Below are 17,202 nucleotides of genomic sequence, written 5' to 3'. Positions count from 1 at the left end.
AAAATGGAAAATAACAAAAAGCGACATGTTGCCCTACTTTTTGGTGGTAATTCCTCAGAACACGATGTTTCAAAGAGATCTGCTCACAACATCTATGATGCAATGGACAAGGATAAGTATGACGTTAGCTTGTTCTTGATGACTAAAGATGGCTATTTCTTGAGTCATGAAGGCTCAAAACGAGTTTTTGATGGCGAGTCAGAAGAAACCGTTGAAAAAGAAGAAATGGCTAAATTGGATTTATCAAATCCATTAGCTCCAATTGCTAATTTACAAAATGCGACTGGTGTGGACGTATTTTTCCCAATTATTCATGGTAACTTGGGTGAAGATGGGACAATTCAAGGATTGCTTAGATTGTTGAACAAACCATATGTTGGTACCGGTGTGTTAGGCTCAGCAATGGCTTTTGATAAGGACATTACTAAGAAGATTCTTGGGTTAGCTGGTGTTGCTAATACTAGATACGAATTAGTTACTCCTTTAACTGCTGAAAAATTTACTTATGAATCACTTTCTAAAGAATTGGGAACGACTTTATTTGTAAAGCCTGCTAACCAAGGTTCATCTGTTGGGATTCATAAAGTTGAAAATGCTGAAGAATATGAAGAATCAATGCGCGATGCGTTCCGTTACGATGACAAAATTCTAGTTGAAGAGGCAATTGAAGGCCCTCGTGAACTTGAAATTTCAATTCTTGGTAACCGTGAGCCAATCGCATCAAAGATCGGCTCAATTCAAGTACCTGCAACTGACGAATTCTATACTTATGACAACAAGTTCGTTGATGCAAGTGAAGTTAAGTTTGATATTCCTGTTGCCATTTCTGATGAACTTGCAACCAAGTTAACCGAAATGGGGCTTAAAACTTATCGGGCATTAGGACTTAAGGGACTTGCTAGAATTGATTTCTTGATTTCTAAGAATGACGATCCTTATGTTGGTGAAGTTAATACCTTGCCAGGATTTACTAACATCAGTCTTTATCCACAACTGTTTGAGGCATCTGGAATTTCATATACTGATTTAATCGATCGGTTGATTCAACTAGCTATTGATGAGTTTGAATACCGTTCAAAGATTCTGTACGACTTCAAGCCATTAAATCCTACAGATCAGGATGTATAAATTTAACAACTAATTACTGACCGCTTTCCATCTTGGAAAGTGGTTTTTATTTACCTTGTAAGTACCAGTATCTATTCTGGACTGATACAATTAAGTTAATTATTGTAAATGGAGTTGTGGGGAAATGTCTAAGAGTAAACAACGAGTGATTTTCATTGAAATGATCGCAGTGGCGTGTTTAACCAATATCACGATAGGAAGGTTAGTTTCTTCACAGTTATTAGTCTGGGTTATAGCTATTGGCACTATCTTAATTCAATCGAGATTACTAGTATGGTTGCTTGGTGAGTTAAATGGGAGGTACTATCAAAAATTTGCAATTTTGTTTTTATTACAGTTATTGCTGCTCCCAGTAGGTTTGATGGGAATTATCACACCTTTAAAGATGAACATTCCAATTAACGGGGACATGTTTACTTGGTTGACGATTAATCGCAGGTGGTTAGTTGTTGTGGCACTGATTTGCTACGTGGCTGCATTGTTTCTAATTAGTTATGCAATTAGCCGGATTTTTTATGCCAATACAAGTGTTTCAACGATTTTTGGCCGATTGCTATTATGCATGGGAGCAATGGTGTTTTCACTGGCCGGAATTGTTGGCCTTTTAACGATTATTGAGTGGGCAGTTGGCGGGCAGTTCAATATCAATTTTATTCAAACGGTCTTGGTAATGATGGTGAATATCGTTCAGCAACTATGTATGATCTGGATAATATTTAAGCACAAGCCAATATATAGTAGTATGTCATTAGCTGTGTTAGCCGTTCTCTTCTTAGGAATACTGATCTTTCAGAGCTCACTACCACAGCTAGTATCGCCTCATAATCACACACAAATTATTGTTCACCGAGGGGTTATCAATAATAATTCGGGATATAACACAATCGCGGCACTCAAGAAAAACGGTGACGAAGGTTATCCGTTTATCGAGATGGATATTCAAGAAACTAAGGATCACCGATTCATTTGTGCTCATGATGATACCGTTAATTTGGCTGGGAAGTCAGAGTTGATTAATAACTTGAATTTGAAGCAAATTCGAAAGCATATGCACGTTGAACTATTTGCGGATTATTTAAAAGTTGCAGGAAGCCTAGGACAAAAACTGATTGTTGAATTAAAGGTGACTAACGCATCCGATGGTCAAATGGGCAGCCAGTTTGCGCAGCAGTTTGGTGAAGCCATGCAAGAGCAAGGAAACTATGTTCATTCTGTAGGGTATCGACCACTTATTCAGATTAAACACCAATTTCCAAAAATCAAAGTGGGACTAGTAACTATGCTAAATGGTTTAGGGATTGCGAAGTTACACCCTGACTTTTTCACCTTGCAACGAGTGACACTAAATGACTACATGGTTGCTCAGTGTGGCCAAGGTGGAAGAAAGGTCTACAGTTGGACTGATGACGATAAATGGGTGATGAAAACTTCAAAGATGTTGGGCACGGATGGTCAGGTAACTGATCAGGCAAGTCGCCTAAAGAATGTCTCCGTTGAGGAATCCAAGGATAGTTGGCTATTAATTTTAAATAAATTCTGGAATTACGTTTAAAACTACGTATTTAAATTTTGAGGTGAAAAATATGGTAATAAGATGTGAATGGGCAACCAAAAGCCCGGAGCTAATGATTTATCACGACACTAGGTGGGGAAAACCAGTATTTGAAACTAATGAGCTATTTCATGCATTGTGCTTAGAGATTATGCAGGCGGGACTGACTTTTCAAACAGTACTTAAGTTTGAGCAAGGACTACTGGATGCGTTTGATGGTTTTGAAGTTAATCGGATTGCGAAATTTTCAACTGGACAAGTTGAGCAACTGTATTCTGATAAGCGAATTATTAGAAATCACGCTAAGATTGATGCAATAGTCAACAACGCCCGAGTAGTGGCTGAAAATCCAGCTGAATTCAAACAAATTACGTGGGGGACAACTAATTCAACCCCAATTGATCATTTACTAACGGAAGACTTAGACCAAGAATCCATTAAGCAATTTGTGAAAAAGTATGTTGACCAATACAAAAAAATGGGGTTGACCAGAATGGGGCCAACCACGACTTATAGCTTTTTACAAGCAGCTGGAATTGTTAATGATCACCTGGTTAATTGTGAATTTAGGTAAAAGGGTTGAATTCTTATAGTGACTATAATATAATCTTTTGCATTGAACGTTTTACCTAATTTAAAAACGTTTTTATTTCAAGTTAACTGAGCCAATAATAATGGAGGAAAGTCAAATGTCATCCAGATATTGTGGGGATGCTATCAAGAAGAAAAGATTAGAGATTGGAATGTCACAGCAGGATTTATCCGAAGGAATTTGTACCCAGGGGATGATTAGCCAAATCGAGGCAGATAATGTTTCTCCTAGGAGTGATATCGCTGTTAAGCTCTTTAAGCGTCTCAATTTGAATTTTAACGACGTGATTGATAATGATAGTTACGATAAAAACGTGTTCGAAGTAATTGCTACACATTTGCAAAAGCATTGTTATAAGAAGGCAGATGAAAGCTCTGACAGGGTAACAGCAATGTTACTTGAAAAACCAAAGTACCGGGGAATAAACCATTGCTTTAAAGGCTATAGCCGTTTATTTGTTGAAGATGATGCCCAAGGTGCACTAGCAGAATTCACGGAGTGTTTGACTAGCTATCAGAAGTACATTGGTGATTTATATGTAGCGTGGGCTTCATTAGGAATGGGACTAGTATTCAAAAAGATGGGATTAAAGGACCATGCGCTAACGAATGTTAAACGGGCAGCAACTAAGCTGGTCACCCTTGAGGATAGTAAGGATGCCACAATTGAATCGGTTACAGATATTTACATGGATGTCTTAGTGGTGTGCCTTGAACTTGAGGAATATTCCTTATTAGCAGAATATGCTGACGCAATTATTGACTATCAAAAGGGTATGGGCGAAAACTCAAATTCAAGCCAACCATCAACAATCTACCGGCTAGCAGAGATTTATGAATTGAAGTCAAAAGCATTCTTTGGATTGGGAAAACATGTTGATGGGACCTTTAACCAAATGATTGCGTATTCGATGGCAATTCATGAAGGTGACCAACACTTGGCGGATAAGATATTTGCGGGTAATCAAGATTTATTTAAATTAGTTAAAGAGAAAATCGTTCCGTTTGAAGGGCGAAAAACATTGTTAGGATAAACAAAATGCCTCAAAGTGAAGAGATACTTCACTTTGAGGCATTTATTATTTAACTCGGTTAAGCTTTTTTCTTTGGATCGACTGCTGGTTTGTTCTCTAGGTCAGTTCTAACAACCAGAACGTCTGACACTGCAGTTCTAGTTACATATTCAGTAACTGAACCAATTAATAATCTTTCAACAGCGTTAAGACCAGTAGCACCAATCATGATCAAGTCGATGTTAAGGTTTTCTGGAATATCCTTTGCAATTACACTCTTTGGAGCCCCGTACTCGATTGAGTAATCAATGTTTTGTAGGCCCGCAGCCTTTGCGTCCTCAACATATTTATCTAAAGTTTTCTTTGCTGTATCAGTCACTTGTTCAACCATCGATGTGTCAAAACTAGAAATGTTCTGGAACGCACGAGTGTCAACAACGTGAACTAAGTGCAATGTTGCTTGGTTACGAAGGGCAACTGCAACCCCTTTTTTGTATGCAAGTTCAGCTTCGTAAGAACCATCAACTGGAACTAAAATTTGTTTGTATTGTTGTAGCATAAGCATCCACCCCAATTCTTATTTATACCTTAATTGTACGTTATTTCACTAAAAATACAAATAATAAAATATTTTAATGCTTGGTCACTTTGAAAACTAAAATTGCTTGGGTCACTGAACCAAAAATTACCATTAAAATTAAGGTTACAACAACCATTGCCATGTTATTGATAAATAAGGCAATAACCGCGAGTAGTCCTAAAACTAAGAAGATGATTGCATGAGCAATTATCATTCTCCGTAAATGAATATCCTTTGATAAATCAAGGCCAAACAGTGTTTGATTGGAATGAGTTAGCAGGTAACTGCCAATAAAAAATGAAATGAAAATCATCAATAATACTAAAATATCTAAAATCATGTTGGACTCCTTATTCAACTGTTTTTATTTGCGAGAAACTTGGCGCAATTTTTCGTACTGCTCTTTAAAACGTTGTTCAATCTTGCCGTTTTCCTTTGGCACATAATATTGGGCACTCTTGATTTTATCAGGCAAGTATTGTTGTTGTACCCAATCATTAGGATAGTCGTGGGGATATTTGTATTCGACACCTCGCCCCAGTTTAGCTGCGCCTTTATAATGGGCATCTTTTAGGTGAATTGGAACGTCACCATAATTTCCCGAGCGGACGTCCGATAGGGCGCCATCGATGGCTGACATAGCAGAATTTGACTTGGGACTTAACGCCAACTCAATAATTGCGTTGGCAATTGGAATTCTTGCTTCAGGTAAACCAAGTTGCCTTGCCGCGTCTACTGCAGAAACTGCCCGAGCACATGCAGCTGGGTTAGCCATTCCGATATCTTCGTAAGCAATAACTAGTAATCTCCTCATTAAGGAAATTAAATCTCCTGATTCAATCAATCTGGCAGCGTAATGCAAGGCAGCATCTGCATCGGAACCCCGAATTGATTTTTGTAGTGCGGAAATCACGTCATAGTGAGCATCACCGTTTTTGTCGGAAGTGAGTGCTTTACGCTGAAGGCATTCTTCAATTACGGAGAGCGTGATTGCTATCTTACCATTGGTATCTGGAGACGTGGATTTGACCGCTAATTCCAATGCATTTAGTGCGGTTCGTAAGTCGCCGTTCGTTGCCTTTGATAAAAAGTCACGAGCCTCATCCTTCAAATCAACATCGTATTCACCAAGACCATTTTTTGAATCTGATAAAGCACGATCAATTGCCTTTGCAATATCTTCAGGGGATAGGGGATGGACTTCAAAGATTTGAGTCCGGCTTCTAATGGCCGGATTGATGCTAATGTATGGATTTTCCGTAGTTGCACCAATAAGGATAATTGAACCCTTTTCCAAAAGTGGTAGTAAAAAGTCTTGTTTTGATTTATCTAAACGGTGGATTTCATCTAATAATAAAACTACAGTACCACTCATTTTTGCCTCTTCCGCGACAACCTGCAGATCTTTTTTTGAATCTGTGGCGGCGTTTAAGATTCGAAATGCGTACTTGGTTGAGCCGGCAATTGCACTAGCAATACTGGTTTTTCCAGTTCCTGGTGGTCCATACAAAATCATTGATGATAGCATTTTAGCTTTGACCATTCTGTCGATGATTTTTCCTGGGCCGACGAGGTCTTGCTGGCCAACAATTTCTTCAATTTTAGTTGGGCGCATTCTGTACGCCAAAGGTTGTTGCATATTAGTCCCTCGATTTTTAATTAACTCAGATAATTATATCATCTCATGTGGGCAAAATAAAAACGCTTCGCAAAAGCGAAACGTTTTTTGACAAATTATAGCTTGTTGTAGTATTCAACGATTAATGATTCGTCAATATCAGCATCGAGTTCTTCACGTTGTGGAAGACGTACCAATGAACCTTCAAGCTTGTCAGCATCGAATTGAACATATTGTGGACGACCCACAACAGCTTCAACAGCATCCTTGATAACTTGAATATCCTTTGACTTTTCACGAACTGAAATAACTTGTCCTTCTTTAACTTCGTATGAAGGAATATCAACACGTTTGCCATCAACAGTAATGTGACCGTGGTTAACTAATTGACGAGCTTGACGACGAGTAGTAGCCAAACCTAAACGGTAAACCATGTTGTCCAAACGTCTTTCAAGTAAGATCATGAAGTTAACACCATGCTTACCTTCACGGATTTTACCAGCACGCGTAAACAAGTTAGCGAATTGGCGTTCAGTTAAACCGTACATAAAACGAAGCTTTTGCTTTTCGTGGAGTTGCAAACCGTATTCAGAAAGCTTACCGCGACGACCTTGACCATGATCACCAGGAGCATAAGGGCGACGAGCAAGTTCCTTACCAGTACCTGAAAGTGAGATACCTAAACGACGTGAAATTCTCCAACTTGGACCTGTATATCTAGACATAAAAAAGTTCCTCCAATAAATTTTTGGAGTAAAATAACCCATTGTAGATTTAATATTCGTGCATGTTGTTTTGCAATTTTCGCCCAAGCAGCCGTGTGGGTTACTAATAGAACCTTAAAGGCAACAACATGTTGACGAGCTTACCATCTACCGCTGCATTATTTTACACAAAGTACAGTGTACAAAATTAATTGCAATTAGTCAACATGGCTTAAGAATACTTCGCCAAATTCGGTTAGGTTACGCTCATCATCTTCTGTGAATCGATCCAAATCTGGGGAATCGATATCTAAAACACCATAAGGTTTGCCATCCTTGAATAATGGAATGACAATTTCTGAACGTGAGTTGGCGTCACAAGCAATGTGTCCGGCAAATGAATTAACATCAGCAACTCTAAGTACTTTTTGTTCTTTTAGTGCTGTTCCACAAACGCCGTTGCCATTTTTGATATGGATACATGCAACATTGCCTTGGAATGGTCCTAAAATCAGTTCATCATTTTTAGATTCATAGCGATAAAATCCCACCCAGTTAATGTTTGGGAGTGTTTGGTTTAATAGGGCTGAGGCGTTGGCCATGTTTGCAACTTGATCGCGTTCTCCAGTTAATAGTGCATCTAATTGTTGGTTGACTAAGTTTTTAACTTCTTGCATTTGTGTGACCTCACTTTAAAATTAGTCTGTATATGACTTTTTACTATGCTATAATTCACATTAGAACTATATTTTGTTTAGCAATTATTCTATACATAATAAAGCGTTTTTAACAAATTTACTAGGATATTCTATATTTTTTGTTGGAGGATGGGATTTGATGTTAATACTTCTGATCGGAATCATTATAGTTGCCGGCGGCTGCTATTTGGGGTTTGTCTTCTATCAACGGAAGACTATAAAAATGGCTACTCAGGTGTATGACAGTAAAAAGAAATTGGGTGAGATTCCACTTGATGATGAGTTCAAGCTTGCAAAGCAGATGAACTTAACTGGTGAATCTCAGAAAAAATATGATTTGCTGTATAACAAATATCAAGTTTATAAGAATCGGATGCTTCCGGATATCGACAGTCAAATTGAGTTGGTTAAAGAAGATGGTAAGGGAATTAACTTTATTAAGACCCGTAATGATTGGAAAAATGCCAACTCATCAATTGATAAGGCAGATGAAACAATCAAGGAGATCCAAGCTGATTTGGCTCAGCTACATGATTTGAATAAACAACATCATTTAGCAATCAATGAATTAAAGAAACAAAATGAACAGTACCGAAAGACTCTTCTTGAGGATAATGAAAAATTTGGCCCAAGTATAGATGGCCTGGAGAAGATGCTGGAGGATGTTGAAAACACTTATGATGAATTCATCGATCTAACTGAGAAGGGTGATCCAAATGGTGCTGAAGAGGTACTGACGGACCTAAAAAACTCTTCGAACAAGTTATCCGACTACATCGATAAGATTCCAGGCCTATATGCTAGCTTAAACGATGAGTTTGTTACTCAGTTAAATGAAATTTCCGATGGTTACCACGAGATGAAAGGGCAACATTATAATTTCAAGGGAGACAACATTCTTCCTAAGGCTGCTGCATTAAAGAATAAGCGCAGCACTAATTTGGAAGAATTACGCAAACTAAATATTGGCTTGGTTCAAAAGAACAATAATGACATTGCTGATTCTATCGACTCACTTTATGACAGTCTAGAACAGGAAATTAAAGCTAGAAAAACAGTTGAGAAAGAAAATGAAGTATTAGCAGAGTATCTTGAACACGTTACAACCCAAAATGATGATCTGGATACAAAACTTAAGCGCCTTTCAGTTTCATACGATTTAAACCATCAAGAAGTTGAAACTAACCGTCAATATGGTCAACAAATTCATGTGATTCAAACTGATTTTGATAAGCACCAGGCTGCTGTTGCAGAGGGTAGTGCGGTTTATTCAGAAATTGCTGACCGTCAAGATAAGATGACCCGTGATTTATCACAAATTGAACAATCACAAAAGAATTTGTATGATTCAATCATTACCATTCCAGAAAAGGAAGAGAGTGCTCGAAAGTCTCTTCGAGAATTTGACCTGGAAATGAGAAATAAGAAGCGCCGAATCGATAATTTGAATTTACCTGGCCTGCCAGACGACTATACAGATTCATTCACTAATGTGGTTAAAGAAATCAAGAGACTAGATGATTCAATCAACTTGCCAAAGGTAAATGTCGATGACGTTTCTAAACAAGTTGTTATGATTGAATCTGATATTGATTCAGTTGAGGAAGCTACCAAGAAGTTGATTGATGATGCTAGATTGGCTGAACAAGCACTTCAGTACTCTAATCGCTATGTTTCAAGCAACGAAGAGATTGCTAATGCTAGTCGCCAAGCGCGTCAGTTGTTTGATCGAGAAAACAATTATCACGAAAGTTTGGCCGTTATTAGTCAGGCTCTTGAAAGCGAAAAGCCCGGTAGTTACGAAAAACTTAAAGATGACTACTACGCTAAAGCACAATAATAAAGAAGAACTTCTAAAAGCCAATGAACAATTGGCTTTTTATTTTGCTTAAATTGTTGTATTATCATTTAAGCTAACTTATTGGAGTCGAACCAATAAATTAAGAGAAGAAGGTTTCAAATGATTTATTTTGATAATAGTGCAACGACACAGGCGTTGCCCGAAGTAGTCGATACTTACGATAAGGTAAGTAAGAGTGTCTGGGGTAACCCATCTAGTTTGCATAACTTTGGAGATCAAGCATTTCAGCTGTTAGAGCAATCTCGAAAGCAAATTGCAGACCTGTTAAAAGTGCATGCAGACGAAATCTACTTTACGAGTGGTGGGACTGAAGGGGACAACTGGGTTCTCAAAGGTACCGCAATTGAAAAGCGCGAATACGGTAAGCATTTAATCACGACCTCGGTTGAACATCCAGCAATTCATAATTCGATGGAACAACTGAAGCAGTTGGGTTATGACGTAACCTACCTACCAGTTGATGACGAGGGTCGAATCAATGTCGATGATTTAAAGGCAGCAATCAGACCAGATACGATTTTAGTGTCAATTATGGCTGTCAACAACGAAATTGGTACTATTCAACCGCTTAAGGAAGCAGCTGAAGTGCTTAAGGATTTCCCTAAGATTCACTTCCACGTTGATGCTGTTCAGGGAATCGGTAAAGGAATTCAAGACATAATTATGAATGACCGGGTTGATTTTGTGACATTCTCTGGCCATAAATTTCATGCCCCACGAGGAACTGGCTTTATTTATGCAAAACGTGGTCGGAGAATTGCCCCATTGATGAATGGCGGCGGTCAAGAAAAAAACCAACGTTCAGGAACTGAAAATGTACCAGCAATTGCTGCTATGGCAAAAGCATTAAGATTGTTGCTAGGTAAAGAAACTAAGGCAAATCAGACTGAACGGGAAATTAAGCAGCGAATTTTCGATCATGTAAGTAAATTTGATAAAGTTGTTCCGTTCTCTAAGAATACTGACCAGTTTGCACCACATATTCTGTGTTTTGCCATTACTGGCGTTCGTGGAGAAACTATTGTTCATGCGTTTGAGGAACACGGAATTTATATTTCAACAACCAGTGCTTGTTCATCTAAGAAGCATTTGGCTTCTAGCACATTGTCTGCAATGAATGTTCCAGAAGATGTTTCAACAAGTGCAGTTCGAATTTCCTTAGGTGATCAGAATACATTGGCAGAGGCTGATGAGTTTATTAAGGTTTTTGATCAGCTATACACTGAGTTTGATAAGTTAAGTTAGGAGTTATTTAATGAAGTACACTGAGATAATGGTTCGCTATGGCGAGCTATCTACCAAGGGTAAAAACAGGAAAGATTTTATCAAGCAACTTGGCAAAAACGTTCGCTCTGTTTTGGCAGGATACAGTGATGTAGTTGTCAAAGCACAACGTGACCGACTTCACGTTGACTTAAATGGTCAAGATGATCAGCCAGTCATGAATGATTTGAAGCGGGTTTTTGGAATTGAAAATTTCTACCCATCAATCAAAATTGAAAAGACGATGGACGCAATTAAGACCACTGCGTTACAAATGGTTAAAGAACAATTTGAACCAGGAAAGACATTTAAAATTAGTACTCGGAGACAGGACAAAGATTTTGAATATCACACTGATCAAATCAACAACATGCTTGGAGACTATATTTTAGAAAACGTTGACGGAATTACTGTTGACGTTAAGAATCCAGACATTGAAATCAGGGTCGAAGTTCGGATGAACGGGGCTTACCTTTCTTCTGAAAAAATCAAGGGGGCTGGTGGCCTGCCAGTGGGTACTGGTGGTCGAGCAACCATGATGCTCTCCGGTGGAATTGATTCGCCTGTTGCTTCGTATATGGCGATGAAGCGTGGAGTTAAAATCGACATGATTCATTTCTATAGTCCTCCATATACAAGTGAACAGGCTTTGGGCAAGGCAAAACAGTTAACTTCTGTATTGGCTAAATATTCTGGCGGGATTCAATTTATTGCCGTGCCATTTACAGAAGTTCAGGAAACTATTAAGGAAAAGGTTCCGGAAGGCTATTTGATGACGATTCAGCGGCGAATGATGATGAGAATTGCTGCTGAGATTACTAAGAATCGTCACTGTACTGGAATTTTTAATGGTGAAGCGCTAGGTCAAGTGGCTTCTCAAACTCTTGAGAGCATGATGGCAATTAATGATGTTACCTCAATGCCGGTATTGAGACCATTAATCTCAATGGATAAAACGGACATTATCGAAATTTCCAAGGATATTGATACCTTTGATTTGTCAGTGTTACCATTTGAAGACTGTTGTACAATCTTTACTCCCCCAGCACCAAAAACTCGTCCTGACTTAGAAAAGTCCAGAAAGTTTGAACAATACATTGATGTGGACGGATTAATGGAGCGCGCAATTTCGGGGATGACAATCACTGATATCAAGCCAGGCGAAGATTACATGAACGCCAATGCAGAAATTTTTGCTGAACTTCTGTAAAATATACTGGTAGTTTTACTCATTCTATTTTAAAGTAGATGTAACCTTTGATACTAAGGAGTGCTTGAACATGCAAATAACGATTCAGGGTAAAGAAGAACAACTCTATGGCAACCCACCAGTTAATGGTGATAAGTTACCAAAGTTTAAATTAGAGGATTCAGAGGGCAACAAGGTTAAGACGGCTGATCTATTGGGGAAAGTGACGTTAATTTCGACGATTCCTGACATTAATACATCAGTTTGTTCAATTGAAACCAGGAAGTTCAATCAGGAAGCAGATCACTATTCTGATGCCCAATTTTTAGCTGTGTCTAACAACACCGTTGAGCAACAGAAAGATTGGTGTGCTGCAGAAGGCGTTGAAAACATCAAAATGCTTTCGGATGAGCAACTTTCTTTAGGTTATGCAATGGGTGTCTACTTGCCTAACTTTGGTGCATTAGCTAGAACCATCTTTATTGTTGATAAGGTGGGGACCATCGTTTACAGACAAATTGTTGACGAGTTGACTGATGAACCTGATTACGCAAAAGCATTAGAAGCATTGAATAAAATTGCAAATCGCATTGACGATTAGCAAATTGTCGCTTATTATTAAATCTATAATCAGCAACGAACAAGAGAGTATCCTGTGACTGGTTTTCAGAGAGAACGTCATTTGCTGAGAGACGTTTAATCAGAGCAGCGAGAAAGTAGCTTGTGAGCTATCCATTCGAAATTGAGGGTGGATCGGTAAGTTCGACCGTTATTCGATATTAAGTGGGGTTAATAGCCCAATTTAGGTGGTACCGCGAGCATCTCGTCCTAATCATTAGGATGAGGTGCTTTTTATTTTGAGAAAGAGGCGATTAGATGACGAAAGAAATGTCGACCAAGTACAACCCAACAGAGGTTGAAAAAGGCCGTTATGATAAATGGTTAGATGATGGTGTATTTAAACCAAGTGGAGATAAAAAAGCAAAACCATATTCAATTGTTTTGCCACCACCTAACGTTACTGGAAAGTTGCACTTAGGCCATGCCTGGGATACAACTTTGCAAGATATGATTATTAGACAAAAACGGATGCAAGGCTTCGATACCCTATGGCTTCCAGGAATGGATCATGCGGGAATTGCTACTCAAGCCAAGGTTGAAGCTAAGTTACGTGACCAAGGCATTTCCCGTTACGATCTAGGCCGAGAAAAGTTCGTGGAAAAGGTTTGGGAGTGGAAGGATGACTTCGCTGCTACTATCAAGACACAATGGGGCAAGCTAGGTCTTTCTTTGGATTATAGTCGTGAGAGGTTTACCCTCGATGAAGGCCTATCAAAAGCTGTTCGCAAAGTCTTTGTTAAGCTTTACGAAAAGGGTTTGATCTATCGTGGAGAATACATCATCAACTGGGATCCCCAAGCTAGAACTGCATTGTCTGACATTGAGGTTATCCATAAGGATGATAAAGGAGCCTTTTATCACGTTAAATATCCATTCACTGATGGAACAACTTTTAACGGTAAAGATTACATCGAAATCGTCACTACCCGTCCGGAAACAATGATGGGTGATACTGCGGTTGCTGTTAACCCTAGTGATGAACGTTACAAGGAATTGGTTGGCAAAAAAGTCTTGGTTCCTTTAATTAACAGAGAAGTGCCAATTATCGCTGATCAATACGTTGATCCTGAGTTTGGAACAGGAATGGTTAAGATTACTCCTGCTCATGATCCTAATGACTTTAAGGTTGGTAACCGTCATGATTTGGAACGAATCAACACTATGAACGAAGACGCTTCAATGAATGAAAATGCTGGTAAATATGCTGGCATGGACAGATTTGATGCTAGAAAAGCAATGGTTGAAGATTTGCAAAATGAAGGATTGATGATTAGCATTGATCCAATTGTCCATTCAGTTGGCCATTCAGAACGAACTGGGGTTCAAGTTGAAGCCCGACTTTCAACTCAGTGGTTTGTTAAGATGAAGCCACTTGCAGAACAAGCAATTAAGAATCAGGATACTGACGATAGCGTTAGTTTCTTCCCAGAACGATTCGAAGATACCTTCACTCAATGGATGGAGAATGTTCATGATTGGGTTATCTCTCGCCAATTGTGGTGGGGACACCAAATCCCAGCATGGTACAACAAAGAGACTGGCGAAACTTACGTTGGCGAAGAAGCTCCTAAGGATATTGAAAATTGGGAACAGGATCCTGATGTTCTTGATACTTGGTTCTCTTCTGCCCTCTGGCCATTTTCTACTATGGGTTGGCCAGATGAAACTGAAGACTTTAAACGTTATTTCCCAACTGATACTTTAGTTACGGGTTATGATATTTTGTTCTTCTGGGTTTCAAGAATGATTTTCCAAAGTTTGGAATTTACTGAACGTCGGCCTTTCAAGAACGTATTACTTCACGGTTTAATTCGTGATGAACAGGGTAGAAAGATGTCTAAGTCACTAGGAAACGGAATCGATCCTATGGACGTTATCGACAAGTATGGTGCAGACGCATTGCGTTGGTTCTTATCAACAGGAACTACACCAGGACAAGACTTACGATTCAGTTATGACAAGATGGATTCGGCATGGAACTTTATAAACAAGATTTGGAACGCTAGCCGTTACGTAATTATGAACCTTGATGGAATCACCAAGCCTGAATTACCAGATAAATCACAATGGGAACTTTCTGACAAGTGGATTCTTAGCCGCTTAAATGAAACCATTGCGCATGTGACCCGTGAGTTTGATAAGTTTAACTTTGGTGAAGCTGGCCGCGCTCTTTATGACTTTATTTGGAACGATTTCTGTGATTGGTACATTGAAATGAGTAAGGAGGCGTTGTCTAGCGAAGATGGCGATTCTAAGCGTAATACTCAAAATGTACTGGCATACGTTTTGGACCAAACTCTAAAGCTAATGCACCCAATTATGCCATTCGTAACTGAAAACATTTGGCAATCAATGCCTCATGAGGGTGATACGATTGTTAATGCTCCTTATCCAACGGTTCACGATGAGTTTGACGATCCTAAGGCAGAAGCTGATATGACTTCATTGATTGACTTGATTAAGGCTGTAAGAAATATTCGCTCTGAGGCAAATGCACCTTTATCATCACCAATTGATCTTATGATTTCTACTAAGAATGCTAATTTAAAGGCCATCTTTGAAGAAAATAAGATTTACATTGATCGGTTTACACACGATAAGGAATTGCAAATTGCCACTGATATTGAAGCACCTGATTTAGCAATGTCTGCAGTTATTACTGATGCAACAGTGTACGTACCACTCGCTGAGCTAGTTGACTTGAATGAAGAGAAGGACAGAGTAGCTAAAGAAGTTGAGAAATTTGAATCTGAAGTTACTCGCTCAAAGAAAAAACTGGGTAACGCACGCTTTGTTGACAATGCACCTGACGATGTTGTGGCAAAGGAAAGAGAAAAGCAAGCTGACTACGAAACTAAGTTAACTGCGGCGAAAGCTCGTTTAGCACAAATCACAAGTCAACTTTAATGATATTAAGTAAATTTGCCTGAATTAATGATGATTTTTGGCTTATTTGAAGATTCTTGAGTGGAGGCTGTTAATATTCTAATTTGGGATATTAATGGCCTCCATTTTAGTTTATTATGGGTTTAATGATAATTATGTAAGGAGATAGACAGTTGGATTCATATAAAGAAGCACTTGATTTTATCCATGGACGCACAAAGTTTAAAAAGATTCCGACCTTGAAAAGGATGTTCAAGTTTTTGGAATTACTGGGTAACCCTCAAAAAAAAGTCAATGCAATTCACATAGCGGGAACCAATGGAAAAGGTTCGACACTCGCGTATTTGAGATACCTCTTTCAGTTGACTGGTTATCAAGTTGGCAGTTTCACCTCTCCATTTTTGATTAAATTCAATGAACGAATCAGTGTTAATGGTGAACCAATCAGTGACGCGGAAATTCTCAGATTGGCAAACCACGTCAAGCCAATTGTGGACCAGCTGGATAATGAATTACCTGAAGGCGGTCCGACAGAATTTGAAATTATAACGGCCATGATGTTTAGCTACTTTGCTGAAGGTCATGCAGACGTTGTTTTGATTGAAACGGGGCTTGGCGGTCTATTTGATTCGACAAATGTGGTTACCCCACAGGTTTCAGTAATAACGACGATAGGTTATGATCACATGAATATTCTTGGGGATACATTGGAAAAAATTGCCGCTCAAAAAGCAGGGATTATCAAGGATAACGTTCCGGTCGTGGTTGGAAATGTGGCGGCTGGACCGATGAAGGTGATTCAACAAACAGCGAATTCACACGGTAGCACACTTTATAAGCTTGGAAGGGACTTTCATGCTAGCTACAGTGAAGTTAAGGATTGGATGGAAAGATTCGTATATTCCGGTTTCAATTATAGTCTAAATCTCAAAACTAAATTACTTGGTGAGTTTCAGGCACACAACGCTTCTGTCGCAGTTTCAGCATATCTTGTATATTGCAAGTTAAATAACATTCAGCCAAATGGATATAGCATTCAGGACGCAATCAAAATAACTAGCTGGGCTGGTCGATTTGAACGGCTGAGTTCCCGACCATTCATTTATATTGACGGTGCCCATAACGTTCCGGCTGCCCAACAGCTCGTGAAGTTGCTTAATACAAACTATTTTTCTGGGAAAATTTATATTGTAATTGCGATTCTCGCAGATAAGCAGGCAAAGGAATTTGTGGATGAAATGAGTAAGGTCAACAACGTAGAGATCACGTTGACAACGTTTAATACACCGATGAACCGGGAACTATTCGACGCAGTTTCCGTTGAACAAGCAGAAAACAAAAACGGGGTTAAAGTCAATTTTGAACCGGACTACAAAGAGGCAATCAATCATATTAAAGCCAAAATGGGTGCCGATGATTTGTTGTTGTTGACTGGCTCACTTTACTTTATTTCAGATGTAAGGGCATTTTTATTAGAATATTAGGATTAATTCTAAGG

Annotated in this window: 15 protein-coding genes and 1 other annotated feature; of the genes, 10 read left to right on the top strand and 5 right to left on the bottom strand. The window is 38.9% G+C overall.

Features of this window, described 5'->3' with window-relative positions; translation table 11 throughout:
* The first annotated feature begins 3 nt into the window (after nucleotides 1-3).
* The 4 genes from PL11_RS10045 (at nucleotide 4) to PL11_RS10030 (ending at nucleotide 4,305) form a co-directional block, all read left to right on the top strand.
* Nucleotides 4-1,128, top strand: a complete 1,125-nt coding sequence (locus PL11_RS10045; protein WP_035166910.1) for a D-alanine--D-alanine ligase family protein — start codon at nucleotides 4-6, stop codon at nucleotides 1,126-1,128.
* A gap of 385 nt (nucleotides 1,129-1,513) precedes the next feature.
* Complete coding sequence (locus PL11_RS10040; RefSeq protein ID WP_191982068.1) at nucleotides 1,514-2,680, top strand: glycerophosphodiester phosphodiesterase family protein; 1,167 nt, start codon at nucleotides 1,514-1,516, stop codon at nucleotides 2,678-2,680.
* 31 nt (nucleotides 2,681-2,711) lie between these two features.
* Nucleotides 2,712-3,254, top strand: coding sequence for a DNA-3-methyladenine glycosylase I (locus PL11_RS10035; protein WP_035166912.1), 543 nt, complete (start codon nucleotides 2,712-2,714; stop codon nucleotides 3,252-3,254).
* Nucleotides 3,255-3,369: 115 nt separating this feature from the next.
* On the top strand, nucleotides 3,370-4,305 hold the full coding sequence (locus tag PL11_RS10030) for a helix-turn-helix domain-containing protein (RefSeq protein WP_035166914.1): 936 nt from the start codon (nucleotides 3,370-3,372) through the stop codon (nucleotides 4,303-4,305).
* A gap of 58 nt (nucleotides 4,306-4,363) precedes the next feature.
* Here PL11_RS10030 and PL11_RS10025 read toward each other — a convergent pair whose 3' ends face one another.
* The 5 genes from PL11_RS10025 to PL11_RS10005 form a co-directional block, all read right to left on the bottom strand.
* The gene (locus PL11_RS10025; RefSeq protein WP_035166916.1) at nucleotides 4,364-4,843 is read right to left on the bottom strand and encodes a universal stress protein; all 480 of its coding nucleotides are present in this window, start codon (nucleotides 4,841-4,843) and stop codon (nucleotides 4,364-4,366) included.
* A gap of 73 nt (nucleotides 4,844-4,916) precedes the next feature.
* Complete coding sequence (locus tag PL11_RS10020) at nucleotides 4,917-5,204, bottom strand: hypothetical protein (protein WP_035166917.1); 288 nt, start codon at nucleotides 5,202-5,204, stop codon at nucleotides 4,917-4,919.
* Between the two features lie 24 nt (nucleotides 5,205-5,228).
* Nucleotides 5,229-6,503, bottom strand: coding sequence for a replication-associated recombination protein A (locus tag PL11_RS10015; RefSeq protein WP_035166919.1), 1,275 nt, complete (start codon nucleotides 6,501-6,503; stop codon nucleotides 5,229-5,231).
* Nucleotides 6,504-6,598: 95 nt separating this feature from the next.
* Nucleotides 6,599-7,207 (bottom strand): 30S ribosomal protein S4, encoded by a 609-nt coding sequence (rpsD, locus tag PL11_RS10010; RefSeq protein WP_035166921.1) that lies wholly within the window; start codon nucleotides 7,205-7,207, stop codon nucleotides 6,599-6,601.
* Nucleotides 7,208-7,404: 197 nt separating this feature from the next.
* The gene (locus tag PL11_RS10005; RefSeq protein ID WP_035166923.1) at nucleotides 7,405-7,863 is read right to left on the bottom strand and encodes a GAF domain-containing protein; all 459 of its coding nucleotides are present in this window, start codon (nucleotides 7,861-7,863) and stop codon (nucleotides 7,405-7,407) included.
* 160 nt (nucleotides 7,864-8,023) lie between these two features.
* On the opposite strand from PL11_RS10005, the gene ezrA reads away from it, so the two are divergent.
* The 6 genes from ezrA (at nucleotide 8,024) to PL11_RS09975 (ending at nucleotide 17,188) form a co-directional block, all read left to right on the top strand.
* The gene (gene ezrA, locus PL11_RS10000) at nucleotides 8,024-9,724 is read left to right on the top strand and encodes a septation ring formation regulator EzrA (protein ID WP_035166924.1); all 1,701 of its coding nucleotides are present in this window, start codon (nucleotides 8,024-8,026) and stop codon (nucleotides 9,722-9,724) included.
* 120 nt (nucleotides 9,725-9,844) lie between these two features.
* The gene (locus PL11_RS09995; protein ID WP_035166925.1) at nucleotides 9,845-10,990 is read left to right on the top strand and encodes a cysteine desulfurase family protein; all 1,146 of its coding nucleotides are present in this window, start codon (nucleotides 9,845-9,847) and stop codon (nucleotides 10,988-10,990) included.
* A gap of 10 nt (nucleotides 10,991-11,000) precedes the next feature.
* Complete coding sequence (thiI, locus tag PL11_RS09990) at nucleotides 11,001-12,218, top strand: tRNA uracil 4-sulfurtransferase ThiI (RefSeq protein WP_035166926.1); 1,218 nt, start codon at nucleotides 11,001-11,003, stop codon at nucleotides 12,216-12,218.
* A gap of 70 nt (nucleotides 12,219-12,288) precedes the next feature.
* Nucleotides 12,289-12,798: a thiol peroxidase gene (gene tpx, locus PL11_RS09985; RefSeq protein ID WP_035166927.1), complete on the top strand. Its 510-nt coding sequence runs from the start codon at nucleotides 12,289-12,291 to the stop codon at nucleotides 12,796-12,798.
* 26 nt (nucleotides 12,799-12,824) lie between these two features.
* Nucleotides 12,825-13,031: a binding site (T-box leader), on the top strand.
* 42 nt (nucleotides 13,032-13,073) lie between these two features.
* Nucleotides 13,074-15,725 (top strand): valine--tRNA ligase, encoded by a 2,652-nt coding sequence (locus PL11_RS09980; protein WP_035166928.1) that lies wholly within the window; start codon nucleotides 13,074-13,076, stop codon nucleotides 15,723-15,725.
* 152 nt (nucleotides 15,726-15,877) lie between these two features.
* On the top strand, nucleotides 15,878-17,188 hold the full coding sequence (locus PL11_RS09975; protein WP_035166929.1) for a bifunctional folylpolyglutamate synthase/dihydrofolate synthase: 1,311 nt from the start codon (nucleotides 15,878-15,880) through the stop codon (nucleotides 17,186-17,188).
* The last annotated feature ends 14 nt before the right edge of the window (nucleotides 17,189-17,202 follow it).

This window comes from Lentilactobacillus curieae (genome assembly GCF_000785105.2).
GTDB lineage: Bacteria > Bacillota > Bacilli > Lactobacillales > Lactobacillaceae > Lentilactobacillus > Lentilactobacillus curieae.
Note: the sequence above shows the minus strand (reverse complement) of the source record. Positions and strands in the feature narration are given on the sequence as shown.

Bases quoted from the DNA above. Each gene is read 5' to 3' on its own strand.
- PL11_RS10005 (WP_035166923.1), bottom strand. From the start codon at position 7,863: ATGCAAGAAGTTAAAAACTTAGTCAACCAACAATTAGATGCACTATTA.
- thiI (WP_035166926.1), top strand. From the start codon at position 11,001: ATGAAGTACACTGAGATAATGGTTCGCTATGGCGAGCTATCTACCAAG.
- PL11_RS10025 (WP_035166916.1), bottom strand. From the start codon at position 4,843: ATGCTACAACAATACAAACAAATTTTAGTTCCAGTTGATGGTTCTTAC.
- PL11_RS09995 (WP_035166925.1), top strand. From the start codon at position 9,845: ATGATTTATTTTGATAATAGTGCAACGACACAGGCGTTGCCCGAAGTA.
- PL11_RS10040 (WP_191982068.1), top strand. From the start codon at position 1,514: ATGAACATTCCAATTAACGGGGACATGTTTACTTGGTTGACGATTAAT.
- PL11_RS09980 (WP_035166928.1), top strand. From the start codon at position 13,074: ATGACGAAAGAAATGTCGACCAAGTACAACCCAACAGAGGTTGAAAAA.
- PL11_RS10030 (WP_035166914.1), top strand. From the start codon at position 3,370: ATGTCATCCAGATATTGTGGGGATGCTATCAAGAAGAAAAGATTAGAG.
- rpsD (WP_035166921.1), bottom strand. From the start codon at position 7,207: ATGTCTAGATATACAGGTCCAAGTTGGAGAATTTCACGTCGTTTAGGT.
- tpx (WP_035166927.1), top strand. From the start codon at position 12,289: ATGCAAATAACGATTCAGGGTAAAGAAGAACAACTCTATGGCAACCCA.
- PL11_RS10035 (WP_035166912.1), top strand. From the start codon at position 2,712: ATGGTAATAAGATGTGAATGGGCAACCAAAAGCCCGGAGCTAATGATT.
- PL11_RS10045 (WP_035166910.1), top strand. From the start codon at position 4: ATGGAAAATAACAAAAAGCGACATGTTGCCCTACTTTTTGGTGGTAAT.
- ezrA (WP_035166924.1), top strand. From the start codon at position 8,024: ATGTTAATACTTCTGATCGGAATCATTATAGTTGCCGGCGGCTGCTAT.
- PL11_RS10020 (WP_035166917.1), bottom strand. From the start codon at position 5,204: ATGATTTTAGATATTTTAGTATTATTGATGATTTTCATTTCATTTTTT.
- PL11_RS10015 (WP_035166919.1), bottom strand. From the start codon at position 6,503: ATGCAACAACCTTTGGCGTACAGAATGCGCCCAACTAAAATTGAAGAA.